The following is a 16,028-nucleotide window of genomic DNA, read 5'->3' on the forward strand; positions in this document are numbered from 1 at the left end:
GGCCGGTATGTCCGAGCAGCAGCACGTCCGTGCGGACGGGACGGTCACGTTCCTTCCGCACCGGCTCAATCGACATCCCGTTGTGGTGCGCGGTCTCACCGCCGACGAGTTGTGGATCTGCTGCGGCCTGTCCGGCGCCGCCGGTCTGCTGGTCGGCGCACCGCTGTCGTGGGTGTTCCGCACGATCGCGCTAGCACCCACGTTCGTCGTCCTGGGCGTGGCCTTCGGCGTGTTCATCGGCGGCGGCATTCTTCGCCGCCTCAAGCGCGGGCGTCCCGACACCTGGCTGTATCGGCAACTGCAATGGCGCATTGCCACACGCCATCCGCTGATGGCGGGCTGGGTAGGCGGCCATGTGCTGATCTCGCGCTCCGGCTTCTGGACCACCCGAAGGAGCGCACGATGAGCCGCTTCAAGAACGAGATCACCCACCTGCAGGCGCACATCAAGACGCTTCGCCTGGGTGCTGGCGCCCTGATCATCGTCGCCCTGGTCATGGGTGGCGGCTGGTGGAGCGCTCCCCGCGATCTGACCATCCACGTTCCGCCTGACCTGCGCTCCGGCAGTACCAGGAAGTGGTGGGAAGTGCCGCCCGAATCGGTCTATGCGTTCACGTTCTACGTGTTCCAGACGCTCAACCGCTGGCCGACGAATGGCGAAGAGGACTACGCGCGCAACCTCCACACGCTCTCGCCGTACCTCACCCCATCCTGCCAGGCCTTCCTGCGCGCGGACTACGACTACCGCCGCAGCACGGGCGAGTTGCGCCAGCGCGTGCGCGGCATCTACGAAATCCCCGGCCGCGGCTACGGCGACGACCCCACGGCCCGCGTGCGCGTGGTTTCCGACCGCGACTGGGTAGTGACGCTGGACATCACCGCCGACGAGTACTACGGCGCCGAGCAAGTCAAGCGCGCTCTGGTGCGCTATCCCGTGAAGGTCACGCGGGTGGACGTCGATCCTGCCCGCAACCCGTTCGGCCTGGCGCTCGACTGCTATGAGGGCGCGCCCCAGCGCATCAGCACGCCGGAGCCGACGCGCCCGGCGTCTGGTGGCCTGTCTCCGCAAGCGCCCCAAGGAGAAACCCCATGAAGCATCCTGTACTCACGCTGCTGGGGCTGTTGGCCGTGGCCGCGGCTCCTGCTGTCCAGGCGGTGGAGATCCTGCGCTGGGAACGTATGCCGTTGGCGGTGCCGCTGAAGGTCGGCCAGGAGCGTATCGTGTTCATCGACCGCAACGTCCGCGTGGGCGTACCCTCGGGCGTCGGCGAGCGCCTACGGGTGCAGAGCGCGGGCGGCGCGGTGTACCTGCGCGCCAGCGAGCCGATCGAGCCCACGCGGCTGCAATTGCAGGACGCCGACACGGGCGCGCTGATCCTGCTGGACATTGCGGCGGAGCCAGCCAAGGACGGCGAAGCCGAGCTGGAACCAGTGCGCATCGTCGAGGGCAACAGCACCCCGGCGCGCTATGGCGATCAGCCCGGCGATGACAACGAAGCTCCGGCGCGCGCCCAGGACCAGGCAGGTGCGCGGGCGGCGCGACGCGAGACCCCGGTGCCGGTTGTCCTGACGCGCTTCGCCGCGCAGAACCTCTACGCTCCGCTGCGCACTGTGGAGCCGTTGCCCGGCGTCATGCGGGTGAACCTGCGTCGTGACCTCGACCTCGGCACGCTGATGCCGACGCTGCCCGTGCGCGCGGTCGCGCTCGCGTCGTGGCGTCTGGAAGACCAGTGGGTCACTGCCGTGCGACTGACCAACAACAGCAGCGGCTGGATCACTCTCGATCCGCGCATCCTGCAAGGCGATTTCCTCACCGCCACCTTCCAACACGAGGCACTTGGCCCGCGTGGCACGCCCGAGGACACGACCGTCCTGTACCTGGTGACGCGCGGGCGCGGCCTGGCGCAATCGCTGCTACCGGCGATCAACCGCTTCGACCCGGCCGTGCATCTCCCGCAACCGGAAGACCGCAAGGAGGCCCGCCATGCGCAGTAATGGACTCCTGAAGTGGCTGATGGTCCCGGTTGCCTTGCTGGTGCTGTTCGTTGCCATCCGGCTGTTCTCGGGTGGCAGCAGTTCGGCGCCACCGGCCGCGGATGCCGGTGCCAAGCTCACGCCAGCGGAAATGAAGGCGTTGGGCATCGAGGGCGATACCCCGCGCGACACCGTGGCGACGCTCGTTGCCCAAGTGAAGCAGTTGCGCACCGAGCTTCAGACCGCGCTCTCGGACAACAAATCCCAGCGCGAAGAAAACCAGCGACTGCGCCAGCGCGAGAACTCCATTGATCAGCGCATCAATTCGGCCCTCGACTCCGAGCGTACCAACCTGCGTCGCGACCAAGAGCAGGCAGCCAGCGCGCGCCAGCAGACCGAAGGGTTGCTTGCCGACCTGCAGCGGCGTCTGGACAGTATCGGCGGACGTGGCGGCGGCCATGCCGACCTGCCGGTGGGTCTGGGGCTGCGCGACGGCGACGAGGCCGGCATGGAAGGCGGCGTGCGATGGGTCGAACCCGACGATGCGAGGAAGGCCGAGGGGCGGAACAGCAGTCGTGGCACGGGTAGCGGCATGAGCTTCCCGACGAGCTTCGGCCCCGCGCAGAGCACGTTGGAAACCACGGCGGAAACCGTGGCGAACGCGGGCGCACGCGCAGCAGGCGTCAAGAGCGCCAAGGCGGTCTATACCGTACCGACCAATTCGACGCTGATGGGGTCGGTGGCGATGACGGCGCTGATCGGCCGCGTGCCGATCGACGGAACCGTTAACGATCCATACCCCTTCAAGGTGTTGGTCGGACCGGACAACCTGACCGCCAATGGCATCGACATTCCCGACGTGGCCGGTGCCGTGTTCAGCGGCACCGCATCGGGAGATTGGACGCTCTCGTGCGTGCGCGGCCAGGTGCGCAGCATCACCTTCGTCTTCCACGACGGCACGATCCGCACCATCCCCGAAGACCGCGACGGCAACCAGCAGAACAACCAGCAGCGAGACGGCCTGGGCTGGATCAGCGACCCATACGGCATTCCCTGCGTCAGCGGGGAGCGGCGCAGCAACGCCCAGCAGTACCTCGGCTCGCAAGCCCTGATTACCGCCGCCGGTGCCGGCGTCGCTTCGCTGATCGACAGCGACAGCGGCCAGATGTCCTACGTCGGCGCCGACGGCTCCATCGGGAGCGTCGGCATCTCGGGCAATGAAGCCGTGGGCCGCATCCTGGCCGGTGGCGTGCGCGACATGGCCGACTGGGTGAACAAGCTATACGGCCAGGCCTTCGCCGCCGTCTATGTCCAGCCCGGCGCGAAGGTCGCCGTCCACCTCGAAAAGCCGCTTGCCATCGACTTCGATCCCGAAGGCCGCAAGGTCGATCACCGCGCAGGAGAAAGCCATGCTCTCGAACTTGAATAAGGGCCTGGCGCTGGCCCTCGCCGTCGCGGTGCTCGGCGGCTGTGCCACCAGCAAGGAAAAGCTGCTCCCGCACGGCGACAGCACGATGATGGACATCTGGCAGCAGAACGCCGGCGACGGCAGCGGTGGCGCCGGCCAGGTGGCGCGCAGGCAATTGCTCGATGCACGCCAGAGCCTGCGCCGGCCGCTGACCGAGGCCGACGTGGAGGCCGCGCCCGCCGAACAGATGCGCTACACGCGCACGGCGCGAAACGAGGTCTATCGCCAGTTCCACCGCCTCCCGAACCCCGATCTTGTCATGTATGTGTACCCGCACCTGGCGGGTACCGACCCCGTGCCTGTTCCGGGCTACACGACAGTCTTCCCCCTGTACCAGCGCGTGCAGTACGCCATGCCGGGCGAGCGCGTGGAGGACTACTGATGCGCTGGAAACTCCCTTGGCCGAAGCTGGCTGCATCCGATGGTGGCAATGACGAGCAGCCGGACGGCTGGCAGCGCCACGTCGAGGCGTTGCGCCAAGCCGGCATCGCCGAACCCGGAGCGACGATCCAGGGCCGCAAGCCGGCGACCGTGGCGGACGAGCAGGCGCTGTACGACGTCGCGCAGTCGTTCGCGGAGCTGCTGCCGTGGGTGGAGTTCCTGCCGCCGTCGAAGTCCATGCTGCTGGAGGACGGGCAATCGGTCGCAGCCTTCTACGAGCTGGTCCCGCTGGGCACCGAAGGTCGGGAGCCTGGCTGGCTCGCGCATGCCCGCGATGCGCTCGAAAACGCGCTCCAGGATTCGTTCGATGAGCTGGACGAGAACCCCTGGGTGCTCCAGCTCTACGCCCAGGACGAACCCAGCTTCGACCAGTACATGCAGACCCTGCGCAACTACGTGCAGCCGCGCGCTCGCGGCACAGCCTTCACCGAGTTCTATCTTCGCTTCTTCGGCCACCACCTGCGCGCGGTGGCCAAGCCCGGCGGCCTGTTCGAGGACACGGTGGTCACGCGGTTGCGCTGGCGCGGCCAGACGCGGCGCGTGCGCATGGTGGTCTATCGCCGGGCCACCGGCCAGGCGAACCGCCGTGGCCAGACACCCGAGCAAATGCTGAACATCGTCTGCGATCGCCTTTGCGGCGGCCTGGCGAACGCCGGCATCCAGGCCCGGCGCATGGTCGCGGCCGATGTTCACGACTGGTTGCTGCGGTGGTTCAACCCACGCCCAACGATGCTCGGGCCAAGCGCTGAGAATCGAGAGCGCTTCTATGCGCTGGCCCGCTATCCCGACGAGGTGGAGGAAGGCGAGATCGAGCTGGCGAGTGGTCGGGATTTCAGCCAACGGCTGTTCTTCGGTCAGCCTCGCTCCGATGCCGGGCACGGTACCTGGTACTTCGACGGCATGCCGCACCGTGTGCTGGTCACCGACCGACTACGCATGCCGCCCGGTACGGGACACCTGACTGGCGAAACCCGCAAGGGCGATGCGATCAACACGCTTTTCGATCAGATGCCCGAAGACACCACGATGTGTCTGACCATGGTGGCGACGCCCCAGGACATCCTCGAATCGCACCTGAATCACCTGGCGAAGAAGGCTGTCGGCGAAACACTGGCATCGGAGCAGACGCTCAAGGATGTGCAGGAGGCGCGCTCGCTCATCGGCAGCGCGCACAAGCTCTACCGCGGCACGCTGGCCTTCTATCTGCGCGGGCGCGACGAAGCCGAGCTTGACAGGCGCGGCCTGGACCTCGCCAACGTGATGCTCAACGCGGGGTTGCAGCCCGTGCGCGAGGACGATGAAGTTGCGCCGCTCAACAGCTACCTGCGCTGGCTACCGTGCTGCTACAACCCTGCGCAGGATCGGCGGAACTGGTTCACCCAACTGATGTTCGCCCAGCATGTGGCGAATCTCTCGCCGGCGTGGGGACGCAGCCAGGGTACGGGCCATCCGGGCAACACGTTCTTCAACCGCGGTGGCGGGCCGATCACGTTTGATCCGCTGAACCGCTTGGACAGGCAGATGAACGCCCATCTGTTCCTATTCGGCCCCACCGGCTCGGGCAAGAGCGCAACGCTCAACAACCTCTTGAATCAGGTCACGGCCATCTACCGGCCGCGGCTGTTCATCGTGGAAGCCGGCAACAGCTTCGGCTTGTTCAGCGACTTCGCCAAGCGCCTGGGTCTGACCGTAAACCGGGTCAAGCTGGCTCCTGGCTCAGGCATCAGCCTGGCGCCGTTCGCCGACGCTCGCCGGCTGATCGAAACGCCCAGCAACGTGCAGACGCTTGATGCCGATGCACTGGATGAAGAATTGCCAGCCGATTCCTCGGTCATGGAGGAGGACGAGCAGCGCGACGTGCTGGGTGAACTGGAGATCACGGCACGGCTGATGATCACAGGCGGCGAGGACAAGGAAGAAGCCCGGATGACGCGGGCCGATCGCTCGCTGATCCGCCAGTGCATCCTCGATGCCGCCGAACACTGCGTGGCCGAGAAACGCACGGTGCTCACGCGCGACGTGCGCAACGCGCTGCGCACGCGCGGCCAGGACCCGACGCTGCCCGAGATGCGGCGCGTGCGGCTGCTGGAGATGGCGGACGCGATGGACATGTTCTGCCAAGGCACGGACGGCGAGATGTTCGATCGCGATGGCACGCCGTGGCCCGAGGCCGACATCACGCTGGTGGATCTCGCGACCTATGCCCGGGAGGGCTACAACGCGCAGCTCTCCATCGCCTACATCAGCCTGATCAGCACGGTGAACAACATCGCCGAGCGCGACCAGTACCTGGGCCGTCCGATCATCAATGTGACCGACGAAGGCCACATCATCACGAAGAACCCGCTGCTCGCGCCCTACGTTGTAAAAATTACAAAAATGTGGCGCAAGCTAGGGGCCTGGTTCTGGCTGGCTACACAAAATATCGACGATCTGCCGCGTGCCGCGGAGCCCATGCTCAACATGATTGAGTGGTGGATCTGCCTGTCGATGCCGCCCGATGAGGTCGAGAAGATTGCACGCTTCCGCGAACTCTCGCCCGCGCAGAAAGCGCTGATGCTCTCGGCGCGCAAAGAAGCGGGCAAGTTCACCGAGGGCGTCATCCTTTCCAAGAGCATGGAAGTGCTGTTCCGTGCCGTGCCGCCCAGCCTGTACTTGGCGTTGGCGCAGACCGAACCCGAAGAGAAGGCCGAGCGCTACCAGCTCATGCAGCACTACGGCTGCACCGAACTGGAAGCGGCCTTCAAGGTGGCCGAGAAGATCGACCAGGCGCGCGGCATCGAGTCGCCGGCCTTGGAACTGTCGTAAGACGGAGAACGCCATGGAACAGAAACGTCCTTCCATTCCGATGCAGGTCCAGGCGTTCCGCCGCCGCAACGGGCGGCCCCGCTGGCCCTGGGCATTGGTTGCTGTGCTGGTCGCGCTGCTGCTGATCTGGCTTGTGCCGAGGTCGCCCGGCGAATCCCCGCCGCAGCCGCCCACGCCGGTCAGCATGGCACCGGTGGCCGGGCCGCCCTGGCTAATGGGCAACCCCAAAGGCCGTTTCACGCTGACGCTCTATGCCGACCTGGAGTGCCCGTTCTGCCGGGAATATTTTCCGCAGCTCAAACGGTGGGTGGGCACCAACGCCGACGTGGCGCTGCAATGGCACCACCAGCCGCTAGCCGCGCACGAGCCGGCCGCGTCGGCCGAGGCACGTCTGGCCGAATGCGCAGCCGAAGCTGGCGGGCATGCCGCGTTCTGGCAGGCGGTCGAATGGGTCTATGCCCACACGCGCAGCGACGGCCTGGGCTTGCCGGATGGCTTGCGCTACCCCGAATCGACGCCAGCCATCGAGCAGTGCATGTCAAGCGAAAGGTCCAGTGCCGCTATCCGCGCCCAGGCCGCGGAAGCCACCAAGAGCGGCGTTACCGCCACACCGTCACTGCGTCTGCTTGATCGCGAGACGGGCCAGGCCATCCTGCTGCAGGGACCAATCGAGGGCGACGCCTTGTTGTCTGCCATGGACATGCTGACGGCTGACGGTCCGACCGGCACACCCACATCCGAAATGCCTGCCGACGTCGTCGGCGACATGCCCAGGTAGCCCCGGTCTTCAAGGCTACGGCGCAGTCCGCTGCGCTGACCGCAACCCGTTCGCCTCGCATCCTGGTCGCGAACGATCGCCGCTGCCGCGGTGATGGATGCACCTTGTTCGTTCCCTAGGAGGGCTGGCCCTCCTAGGGCGCGCGCCCTCCGATCTCACCGTCTGGAGGTTCGCCATGTCTTTTGTCGTCAACGACTCCTGCCCGGAGTCGCTTTCCGTCACCGCTGCCCAACACGAGGACTGGATCATCCAGCAAGCCATCGTGCTGCTGGAGAGGCGGGTTTTCAAAGCTGGACCGTGCCTCAGCCGACCGGCCGCTGTGCGGGACTATCTGCGCGTGAAACTGGTCGCTGAACCCAACGAGATATTCGCCGCTGTGTTCCTGGACAGCATGCACCAGGTGCTGGCCTACGAGCCATTGTTCAGGGGCACGATCAACTCGACTTCTGTTTATCCACGTGTCGTCGTACAGCGTGTGCTGGAGTTGAACGCCGCCGCGGTGGTCTTCGCGCACCAGCACCCCTCGGGCATCTCCGAGCCGTCGAGCGCGGATCGTGTGCTGACCCAGCAACTGCAGGCCGCGCTGGCGCTCATCGATGTACGGGTACTGGATCACATCATCGTAGGCCAAGGTTCCCCGTTCTCCTTTGCGGAGTCAGGCCTGCTGTAACGGTCGCATTGCTTCATTGATCCCCGCGGAGGCTTCGGCCTCCGTTTTTTTATGGCGCGGGACAAGCAGGTATGCGGGCAGCCCGCGATGCGCATTGTTTGTTGGGGTGGCATCGGGTTCGCGTTTGACTATGGCCCTGATCAACTTTCGGGGCACGCGACATGCCGGCATCCTTTTCCACGTTCGCGTCGGGCTGGCGAACCCTTGGTCTCGTCGTGGCGCTGCCGGCGTCCCTGGCCGTGTTCAGCCCCGTCGCCTTCGCAGCCGACGTACTGGTCGTCACCGACAGCCACCACCCGGTCAAGACCATGGGCGGCGAGCGGCTGATCGAGCTGGACGAAGCCCGCCGGATTGAAGCGGAGCTTTCTGCGGAACTGCCCGCCGCCCCCGAACAGGCGGCGGCCACCGTCAAGCGTCGGCTGAGCCAAGGCGGCGCCGACCTACAGCGCCGCATCGCTTCCGCATACCAGGGCGTCACCGACGCATGGAGCCTGGGCATCACCAGCATCCCGGCTGTCGTGGTGGATCAGCGCTACGTGGTCTATGGCGAGCCGGATGTGGCCCGCGCTGTCGCGCGCATCGAGCAGCGTCGGAGGACCCAGCCATGACGCGACCATTCGACCTGATGCGCCGCATGCGGGCCGGCGTGGCTTCCTTGCTGCTGCTCAGCGCCACGGGTAGCTACGCCTTGAACACCACCGCCATCGTTGCCTCGGTGGCCTCGCCCGATTGCTTGGAGTACCGGGTGGTAGGTATCTGCTACTGGCTCTACTGCACCTGGGGAGGATGCACGGTGCGCACCTCTGTCAAGGTGCGCCACTACATCCCCGATGCGGTCGTCTCCAGCTACAGCAACACGGGCGAGAACCCGTGGGTCGAAGTCCGGGCGATGAGTACGGCCAATCCGTCCGCCCAAGCGGGGGGCGATGGAACGACGAACGAGGATCACGAAAACAATCTTGCGAAATTCAAGAACGCCGACGTGATCGGCCATCCCGGCGTCGAGGTGTTCAACCAGTTTGTTTCGTCCTCGGGCTACTTCTGCGAGGGCGCAGGAACGGCATTCATGCCGTATCTGCTCAGCACCTTGGACACGCTTGCCTGGCGCTACAACGTGCCCGAGATGGCCTACCCGGAGGCATTGATTCCCGGCATGCGCGAGGTCGGCGCACGCACCACGATGAACCTTTGGGGCAACGTGTATCCCCGCGGCGGCTTCCTGCACCAGACCGACGACCACAAATCGGGGGCCGTGGTGGCCCAGCGTGCGGGAGATATCGTCACTCGCCGGGGGCAGTTGCACGTGTACCAGCCGCTGCTTGCCAACGCCCGCGATGGCTACTGGCCCGCCGGCGCGCTGATGGAGGGTGATGCCTCGACTGGCAAGTGGCAGGAACTCACGCCCGTCCTGTCCTCGTCTTGCACGGTTTTCCCACGCACCGGCTTCCTGACCCAGGCCCAGCAAGGCGACTACGCCTGGGCACTGTGGCGGCCGTATGCCTGCTGCGAACGCCGTGGACAGGTGTTCCTTGGAAGCGTTGATTTCCTTTGAGGTGCCGCGATGAAGCGTTTCGACTCTATGCAGTTCTCCCCTCCGGCTCGTGGCAAGAGGATCTGTTTGGCGCTCACCGGCGCGTTGGTTCTGGCAAGCGGCGTGGCCTGGGGCCAACTGGGCTACCAGACCAGCGGCAACGTCATCGGCGATGACGTCATGTACTCCATCGGCGGCGGCAGCGCCGTTTCGATGGGTCGCGCAGCCGGCATGCGCTCGCTCGGCGTGGGTGTCGGCTGGAACAGCAATCTGATCTGCGGTGACATGAGCATCCAGACCACGTTGAAAAATCAGCTCAACGGCGTGACCAATGGCTTTCAGCAGATCATGTCCTCGGTGATCCAGAGTGCTACGAGTGCTGTGGCCTCCCTGCCGGCGTTGATCATCCAACGGGCTGATCCGGGCCTCTACAACCTGCTCACCAACGGCGTTCTGCAAGCGCGGCTGGATTTCGACCGCTCGAAGCTGACGTGCCGCGCCATGGCCGAAAAGATGGCCGAAACGGCCGGCGGCCAGCTCGGCTGGAGCCAGATGGCAGAGGGGTTGGCACTGCGCGATGCTGTTTCGAGCACGGATGCCGTCTCGGCCGTCGAGCAAGCCGAGACGCGCCGTGGCAACGACGGCGTGCCTTGGGTCGGGGGAAGCAATGCCGGCGGCTCCGGTCAGCCCGCGATCAAGGTGGTCGGCGACGTCACCCGCGCGGGCTACAACCTGGTCAATGGCCGCGGTGTGACCGACACATCGGCAATCGCACCGGCAAGTTGCGCGAGCCTGTCGTGCCAGACCTGGACCACGCCGCAAGCGGCCGTCGAGTGGGCGACGCGGGTGCTCGGCGAGAAGGAGCAGCGCACCTGCGACGCCTGCACCAAGACGGAGACGGTGCCCGGCGTCGGGCTGACGCCGCTGATCCAGGATGAGTACGATGCCAAGCTGCAGGCGCTCCAGGACCTGGTCTCCAAGGCGAAGAACACGACGCCCGAAAACCTGCGCGAGGCCGGCAGCGCGTCGCTGCCCATCACACGCGGAGTGATCGAGGCACTGCGCGACGAGCCGGACCAGCACCTGCTGTCGCAGCGCCTGGCGTCCGAGGTTGCGCTGGCGTCGGTGCTGGAGAAAGCGCTACTGCTGCAACGCACGCTGCTGACCGGCAAGAAAGAGCCCAACGTGGCGGCCAACCAGCTCGCCGTGGAAGCTGTGAACCACGAGAGCGACACGCTCGATCGCGAGATCCGCAACCTCAAGACCGAGCTGGAGCTGCGCCGGGAGCTGGCAAACAATTCGCCCATGGCGATCATCCAGCGCCACGGCACGCGCGCGGCGGGCTCGCGTGGGATCTACGAAGGCGATCCGGTGCCTGACCGCCTCGATCAGTTGCAGAAGGGCAATCCGGGAGGCCGGCCATGAGCCCGATGCGTGCGGCCTGGCTGCGCCCGCGCTGGCTGTTCAGCCGGCGCGCAGCAAAGGCGCTGCTGTGGACGGTGGTACTCGCGGCCGTCGCCGTGTGCGCCAACATCGTTGGCATCTACCTCGTCGGAAGCGTCGCAGGCTGGGAGCGTTGGCTGGCGGCAGCAGCGGGCTACTTCCTGGTCTGGCGGCTGTGCCTGTACGGCGCGACGGCCTACGGCTGGGTCTGGATGCGTCGCCGACTGCTGGCGCGCGAGGACGACGCGCAAGCGCGGCGCCGCCTGGTGCGCAGCGAGATCGCCGGCGTCGTTGCCATCGTGGCGCTTGAAGCCAGCCTGTTGATGCAGGGCTGAGGGGAGATCCGAGCCATGACGCTTTTCGCGACCGACTACCTGGAGTACTACCTGACCCTGGTTTCCTGGATCGTCAACAACGGCATCTGGGCGGTACTGGTATCCAGCGGGGTATTCGCACTGCCCTTCGTGGCGATCATCGTGCAGGAATGGCTCAAGGCCCGTGGGGAGGGTGCAGACGAAGGCAATAAGGGCGTGCTCTCGGCCGCACGCATTGAGAACCGGGTGTTCGTCGCCATCGTGGTCGTGATGTTCGCCGGCATCCCCTTCATCGACGTGGACCTCAACACCATTCAGTACGACAGCTCGCGCTCGGCTCAATGCCAGGTCAGCGTGCCGCAGCCCACGGATACCGGCTGGTCCCAGTCCTTCAGCACCATCAACAACCAGAGTGCCAAGGTGCCGGTCTGGTGGGCATTCATGCACGCGCTCTCGCGCGCCGTCACCAGTGCCTCGGTGGCAGCGATCCCGTGCGGAACAGACCTGCGACAGATGCGCATGGAGATCGACGCTACCCGCATCAACGACCCGGTGCTGGCTCAGGAAGTGGCCGATTTCACACACGACTGCTACGGGCCAGCACGCGCTAAATTGTTCATGGCGCGACCGGAGCTGGACGAAGCTCAAATGAACGACGTGACATGGATCGGTTCGAGGTTTTTCACGGACACCGGCGGCTACTACGACAGCTACCGCTCCAGCACGGCGCGCGAGTCATGGCCCTATGACGACACTCGCGACGCAGGGCTTGCGCAGGTGGCCAGTGGCGGCGGCTACCCGACTTGCAGGCAGTGGTGGGCCGATGGCAGCAACGGCCTGCGAGCACGGCTGCTGAGCCAGGTGGACCCCAGCCTGTTGAATCGCTTGGCGGGCTGGGCCGGGTTCCTCAGCCGTACCGAGGTGGACGATTCGGTGGTCCGTACCATCGCGTCACCGCGACAGCAGAAGCTCAACCAGGGTTCGGTCTATACCGACTACGGCGGCCAGATCGACAAGACCCTGCCGAACATCGTGACGCGGGCCACGGGGGACGTAGGAATGGCGGTCGGGGCACTTGCCGCATTCCCTGCCATGGACGTGGTGCGCCAGGCGCTGCCCATGGTGCTTGCCTTGCTCAAGATGGCGCTGGTCATCTGCATCCCGCTCGTGCTGGTCGTCGGCACCTATGACCTGAAGACGGTCGTCACCGTCAGCGTCGTGCAGTTCGCGCTGTTCTTCACCGATTTCTGGTTCCAACTCGCTCGCTGGATCGACAGCACCATCCTCGATGCGCTCTATGGGTGGGGCTTCGGCTGGAACCGGCCGCACACTAACTTCGATCCGCTGGTGGGGTTGAACAATGCCTTTGGCGACCTGCTCCTGATGTTCGTCATGGGCACGATGTTCCTGGTCTTGCCGGGTTTTTGGCTTGCGAGCCTTACTTGGGTTGGGATTCGGGCTGGACACGTCATCCAAGGGCTTTCGGATGGCAGCAAGAGTGCCGGCCAAGCAGGCGGTAAGGGCGCTGGGGCCCTTACCGGAGGTAAGCTGAAGTAGCGCGGCGCCGGTCAGTCGTCGGTGTACAACTCGTGCGACGTATCGTTGTACAGGTTGGGATCGTAGCCCGGCGTCTTGCGCAGTTCGGTGAGGTCGGTGAAAGGCCACTCGTCTTCATCCGAGGTATTGGCAGCAGCAGCCCATCCCGCCACCACGACTCCCAACAACACGAGTGCGAACCAGAAGGCGACGTAGAGCAGCGCGCCCAGCACAGCCAGCTTGACCGCCCACAGCAGCACTGTGGCACCAACCGAAGGCACCCCTTTGACCATCAACCAATTCGATACCCGCCGTTCGCCACGCGCATAGGCACGCCATACACGGCCAAATGCGCGGCCGATACGTTCTGCGGTGCTGGTACGAGTTGTGGTGTTCATGGTCGTCTCCTGCTACTGAGGGATGTCTATTCCAGGGTGCTCCACTTCATTCCGTTTCAGGCTTCAATGTGTTTTCTCGCTGCTTCAGGACGCTTCGTCATCCGGTTCCACCGGGCCCGGGTCGGGTTCCACGCCGATGCGGTAGGTGGCAACGAAACGCGGCCAATCCACATGGTCAACCAGATCGATGTCCTCGATGACGCTGACCTTCGCTCCCGCACGCTCGAACAGGGCGATGCTCTTGGCGGGATAGTTGTTGCGCGACGGATAGAGCACTCCGTCGAACAGAGGTTGGCCGTCGTCGCCGACCATCGCATGCACCTGAGCGGACACCTGCTGCGTGTGCGTGTAGTCGCGGCTGGCCAACTGCTCCAGGTTCAGGCCAAAGTAGCCCGCCATGACGCTCGGTGCCGTGAGATCGGCCAGAAGCACGTCGGCCACCACCCCTACAGCGCGCACCATCCTGCCCTGGACTTCTTTCAATGCGATCGAGCGCTTCGCGTCATCAAGCCACTGATGCTTGTGAAACACCGACTCCATCAACGCCGTGGGCAGGTCGCGCCCCAGGTAGAGCACGCCGTAGGCTCGGGCCGGGTCGTCGTAGCGATTGGTGCTGCTGCGACCATAGTACAGCGGGCTGCCCCGATAGACGACGCGGCTCACATGCTGGAGCAGTTCACCGGCATCGATCAGAAAAGAAGGCAGCTCGTGGTTCATGGCAGTCTCGCTTCAATGCACCTGAACGCCCAGCACGTTAAACACGGCCTCGGCCACGGCGTCGATCGTGCCATGCGTCACCGCATCCACCGGCGAGCGACCGCCCAAGCCTTCGAGCGGTTCGGACAGTGCGCGGTAGATCGTCCAGTGATCGATACCCTCGACCTCCTGAAGCACGGTTTGGGTCAACTGCTGCTTTACCGGGTCGAGCTGCCAGTCGGGCAGCTTCTGACCGCGCGGCCCCACGTTCAGCGCCAGCAGCCGACGCGCGAGGATGTCCTTGTAGATCTGCTGGCGCGACTTGTCCGCCAGCTTGGCGAACTCCGCGGGCGGCAGGTTGTGCGGCTGGTTGAAGGTTTCCAGTAGCACCGCACGGCCTCGCTGGACGTCGGTTTCATTCGGTGCCCAGCGCGTGTCGGCGCGCAGCGCGGCCGCCTTGCGTGCAAGGGCCTGCCCAACGGTCTCCCCCTGCAAGTTGGCGGGCAGTGTTACCGCTTCCACGCGCTCGTGGACGAACGCCTGCAACTCGGCCGCGAAAGCCGTGGCATCCCGGATTTCGACGGTATCCGCGAAGCGGCGTACATCTTCCACCGTGACGCGCGGCAGACGGTCGGCAATGAATTCAATGGCAGTGGGCATGGTCATCTCCCAAGTAGGTTTGAGACAGGTTTCACTCTAGTCGCCTTTGTCGCGTTTGTCAACTTTGACGCCTAGAAAGCAACCTACCCGGCGGAAGCAGCGCCTTCGCAGCATAGACCGAGGCCAGCGCCTGGTCGCCGTCCAATGCATTCGAGCGGGTTCCACATTGACGGTGGAGCCGCGATCCAGGCCCCGCTATACCGAAACGGTTAAAGGCCAAAGGGTCGAAATGGCAAGGGAATGGGGTGCAAGGGGAAAGGCCCTACCTCGAAAAGGCCAAAAGGCCTCCCGGTCGGCCCGTCATTAGGACACCTCACATGCTCTCCCTGTTCCAGCGAAAACGGCCCCCGGTCGCTGCCGCACCGACGCCATCACCCGTCACCGACCTCCCGAAAGGGCTGCTGCGTCCTGAGTCGGCCGCATCGCTGCTGGCCACCCCACGCCGGCAGAAGCTGCTGGAGCACATCTGGCAGCGCACGTCGCTCTCACACCGGCAATTCGTCACCCTGTACCGCACGCCCCTGGAACGCTACGCCGAACTGGTCCAAGCCTTTCCGGCCTCCGAAGCGCATCACCATGCCTATCCGGGCGGCATGCTCGACCACGGCCTGGAGATCGTGGCCTACAGCCTGAAACTGCGGCAGTCCCATCTGCTGCCCATCGGTGCCAGTCCCGAAGACCAGGCGGCGCAGTCCGAAGCCTGGACCGCCGCCGTCGCCTATGCTGCGCTGCTCCACGATATTGGCAAGATCGCCGTCGATCTACACGTCGAACTGGCCGACGGCAGTACTTGGCATCCGTGGCATGGCCCGCTGCACCAGGCGTACCGATTTCGCTACCGTGACGACCGCGAATACCGCCTGCACAGCGCCGCAACAGGCTTGCTCTATCGTCAACTGCTCGACCGCCACGTCCTGGACTGGTTCAGCGACTATCCGGCTCTCTGGGCACCGCTGCTCTATGTGCTGGCCGGTCAGTACGAACATGCCGGTGTACTGGGGGAACTCGTCGTGCAAGCAGACCGGGCGTCGGTGGCCCAGGAGCTGGGCGGCGATCCGGCGCGCGCCATGGCCGCGCCCAAGCATGCACTGCAACGCAAGCTGCTGGACGGGTTGCGCTACCTGCTCAAGGAACAGTTGAAGCTGAACCAGCCGGAAGCCTCCGATGGCTGGCTCACCGAGGATGGTTTGTGGCTGGTGAGCAAGACGGTCTCGGACAAACTGCGCGCACACCTCCTGTCTCAGGGGATCGATGGCATTCCTGCGAACAACACCGCCGTGTTCAACGTGCTGCAAGACCACGGCATGCTCCA

General features: G+C 65.3%; 17 protein-coding genes. 14 read left to right on the forward strand and 3 right to left on the reverse strand.

The genetic code is table 11. The annotated features are described in order from the left end of the window. Window positions 1–7: 7 nt before the first annotated feature. From CQW31_RS23925 to CQW31_RS23985, 13 genes are all read left to right on the forward strand, one after another. Window positions 8–406, forward strand: a complete 399-nt coding sequence (locus CQW31_RS23925) for a TIGR03750 family conjugal transfer protein (protein WP_009459668.1) — start codon at window positions 8–10, stop codon at window positions 404–406. After that, window positions 403–1,092: a PFL_4703 family integrating conjugative element protein gene (locus CQW31_RS23930; RefSeq protein ID WP_009459666.1), complete on the forward strand. Its 690-nt coding sequence runs from the start codon at window positions 403–405 to the stop codon at window positions 1,090–1,092. Before CQW31_RS23925 ends, CQW31_RS23930 begins: the two co-directional genes overlap by 4 nt. Continuing rightward, on the forward strand, window positions 1,089–1,994 hold the full coding sequence (locus CQW31_RS23935) for a TIGR03749 family integrating conjugative element protein (protein WP_009459665.1): 906 nt from the start codon (window positions 1,089–1,091) through the stop codon (window positions 1,992–1,994). The genes CQW31_RS23930 and CQW31_RS23935 overlap by 4 nt, the downstream gene beginning before the upstream one ends. Then, entirely contained in the window at window positions 1,984–3,402 is a 1,419-nt protein-coding gene (locus tag CQW31_RS23940; RefSeq protein WP_009459664.1) for a TIGR03752 family integrating conjugative element protein, read from the forward strand. Before CQW31_RS23935 ends, CQW31_RS23940 begins: the two co-directional genes overlap by 11 nt. After that, a complete protein-coding gene (locus CQW31_RS23945) occupies window positions 3,383–3,823 on the forward strand; it encodes a TIGR03751 family conjugal transfer lipoprotein (protein ID WP_009459662.1) in 441 nt (146 codons plus the stop codon). The genes CQW31_RS23940 and CQW31_RS23945 overlap by 20 nt, the downstream gene beginning before the upstream one ends. Then, window positions 3,823–6,690: a conjugative transfer ATPase gene (locus CQW31_RS23950; RefSeq protein WP_019726341.1), complete on the forward strand. Its 2,868-nt coding sequence runs from the start codon at window positions 3,823–3,825 to the stop codon at window positions 6,688–6,690. Before CQW31_RS23945 ends, CQW31_RS23950 begins: the two co-directional genes overlap by 1 nt. Window positions 6,691–6,703: 13 nt before the next feature. After that, window positions 6,704–7,468, forward strand: coding sequence for a DsbA family protein (locus CQW31_RS23955; protein ID WP_009459652.1), 765 nt, complete (start codon window positions 6,704–6,706; stop codon window positions 7,466–7,468). A 175-nt stretch (window positions 7,469–7,643) separates the two neighbouring features. Then, a complete protein-coding gene (radC, locus tag CQW31_RS23960; protein WP_009459650.1) occupies window positions 7,644–8,138 on the forward strand; it encodes a DNA repair protein RadC in 495 nt (164 codons plus the stop codon). 161 nt (window positions 8,139–8,299) lie between these two features. After that, window positions 8,300–8,746, forward strand: a complete 447-nt coding sequence (locus tag CQW31_RS23965) for a TIGR03757 family integrating conjugative element protein (RefSeq protein ID WP_009459649.1) — start codon at window positions 8,300–8,302, stop codon at window positions 8,744–8,746. Next, a complete protein-coding gene (locus CQW31_RS23970; RefSeq protein ID WP_019726343.1) occupies window positions 8,743–9,690 on the forward strand; it encodes a TIGR03756 family integrating conjugative element protein in 948 nt (315 codons plus the stop codon). Before CQW31_RS23965 ends, CQW31_RS23970 begins: the two co-directional genes overlap by 4 nt. 9 nt (window positions 9,691–9,699) lie before the next feature. Then, window positions 9,700–11,094, forward strand: coding sequence for an integrating conjugative element protein (locus CQW31_RS23975; protein WP_009459646.1), 1,395 nt, complete (start codon window positions 9,700–9,702; stop codon window positions 11,092–11,094). Continuing rightward, window positions 11,091–11,447 (forward strand): hypothetical protein, encoded by a 357-nt coding sequence (locus CQW31_RS23980; protein ID WP_009459645.1) that lies wholly within the window; start codon window positions 11,091–11,093, stop codon window positions 11,445–11,447. The genes CQW31_RS23975 and CQW31_RS23980 overlap by 4 nt, the downstream gene beginning before the upstream one ends. 15 nt (window positions 11,448–11,462) lie before the next feature. Next, on the forward strand, window positions 11,463–12,983 hold the full coding sequence (locus CQW31_RS23985) for a conjugal transfer protein TraG N-terminal domain-containing protein (protein ID WP_019726345.1): 1,521 nt from the start codon (window positions 11,463–11,465) through the stop codon (window positions 12,981–12,983). An 11-nt stretch (window positions 12,984–12,994) separates the two neighbouring features. Here CQW31_RS23985 and CQW31_RS23990 read toward each other — a convergent pair whose 3' ends face one another. The 3 genes from CQW31_RS23990 to CQW31_RS24000 all read right to left on the reverse strand — a co-directional run bounded on the left by CQW31_RS23990 (window position 12,995) and on the right by CQW31_RS24000 (window position 14,716). Next, window positions 12,995–13,360, reverse strand: coding sequence for a DUF3742 family protein (locus CQW31_RS23990; protein ID WP_009459638.1), 366 nt, complete (start codon window positions 13,358–13,360; stop codon window positions 12,995–12,997). 84 nt (window positions 13,361–13,444) lie between these two features. Beyond that, window positions 13,445–14,077: an RES family NAD+ phosphorylase gene (locus CQW31_RS23995; RefSeq protein ID WP_009459636.1), complete on the reverse strand. Its 633-nt coding sequence runs from the start codon at window positions 14,075–14,077 to the stop codon at window positions 13,445–13,447. Between the two features lie 12 nt (window positions 14,078–14,089). Continuing rightward, window positions 14,090–14,716, reverse strand: coding sequence for a hypothetical protein (locus tag CQW31_RS24000; protein ID WP_009459635.1), 627 nt, complete (start codon window positions 14,714–14,716; stop codon window positions 14,090–14,092). 317 nt (window positions 14,717–15,033) lie between these two features. Between CQW31_RS24000 and mobH the strand changes: the two genes are divergently transcribed. Continuing rightward, the coding region (gene mobH, locus CQW31_RS24010; protein WP_178075586.1) for a MobH family relaxase at window positions 15,034–16,028 on the forward strand (995 nt) is incomplete at its 3' end.

Origin of the sequence: Pseudomonas sp. 382, from assembly GCF_002759075.1 — a bacterium.
Lineage (GTDB): Bacteria > Pseudomonadota > Gammaproteobacteria > Pseudomonadales > Pseudomonadaceae > Aquipseudomonas > Aquipseudomonas vlassakiae.

Excerpts from the sequence above, each read along its gene's own strand:
- CQW31_RS24000 (WP_009459635.1), bottom strand. The coding sequence starts at position 14,716 with ATGCCCACTGCCATTGAATTCATTGCCGACCGTCTGCCGCGCGTCACG.
- CQW31_RS23980 (WP_009459645.1), top strand. The coding sequence starts at position 11,091 with ATGAGCCCGATGCGTGCGGCCTGGCTGCGCCCGCGCTGGCTGTTCAGC.
- CQW31_RS23965 (WP_009459649.1), top strand. The coding sequence starts at position 8,300 with ATGCCGGCATCCTTTTCCACGTTCGCGTCGGGCTGGCGAACCCTTGGT.
- CQW31_RS23955 (WP_009459652.1), top strand. The coding sequence starts at position 6,704 with ATGGAACAGAAACGTCCTTCCATTCCGATGCAGGTCCAGGCGTTCCGC.
- radC (WP_009459650.1), top strand. The coding sequence starts at position 7,644 with ATGTCTTTTGTCGTCAACGACTCCTGCCCGGAGTCGCTTTCCGTCACC.
- CQW31_RS23950 (WP_019726341.1), top strand. The coding sequence starts at position 3,823 with ATGCGCTGGAAACTCCCTTGGCCGAAGCTGGCTGCATCCGATGGTGGC.
- CQW31_RS23970 (WP_019726343.1), top strand. The coding sequence starts at position 8,743 with ATGACGCGACCATTCGACCTGATGCGCCGCATGCGGGCCGGCGTGGCT.
- CQW31_RS23925 (WP_009459668.1), top strand. The coding sequence starts at position 8 with ATGTCCGAGCAGCAGCACGTCCGTGCGGACGGGACGGTCACGTTCCTT.
- CQW31_RS23975 (WP_009459646.1), top strand. The coding sequence starts at position 9,700 with ATGAAGCGTTTCGACTCTATGCAGTTCTCCCCTCCGGCTCGTGGCAAG.
- CQW31_RS23945 (WP_009459662.1), top strand. The coding sequence starts at position 3,383 with ATGCTCTCGAACTTGAATAAGGGCCTGGCGCTGGCCCTCGCCGTCGCG.
- CQW31_RS23990 (WP_009459638.1), bottom strand. The coding sequence starts at position 13,360 with ATGAACACCACAACTCGTACCAGCACCGCAGAACGTATCGGCCGCGCA.
- CQW31_RS23985 (WP_019726345.1), top strand. The coding sequence starts at position 11,463 with ATGACGCTTTTCGCGACCGACTACCTGGAGTACTACCTGACCCTGGTT.
- CQW31_RS23940 (WP_009459664.1), top strand. The coding sequence starts at position 1,984 with ATGCGCAGTAATGGACTCCTGAAGTGGCTGATGGTCCCGGTTGCCTTG.
- CQW31_RS23935 (WP_009459665.1), top strand. The coding sequence starts at position 1,089 with ATGAAGCATCCTGTACTCACGCTGCTGGGGCTGTTGGCCGTGGCCGCG.
- CQW31_RS23930 (WP_009459666.1), top strand. The coding sequence starts at position 403 with ATGAGCCGCTTCAAGAACGAGATCACCCACCTGCAGGCGCACATCAAG.
- CQW31_RS23995 (WP_009459636.1), bottom strand. The coding sequence starts at position 14,077 with ATGAACCACGAGCTGCCTTCTTTTCTGATCGATGCCGGTGAACTGCTC.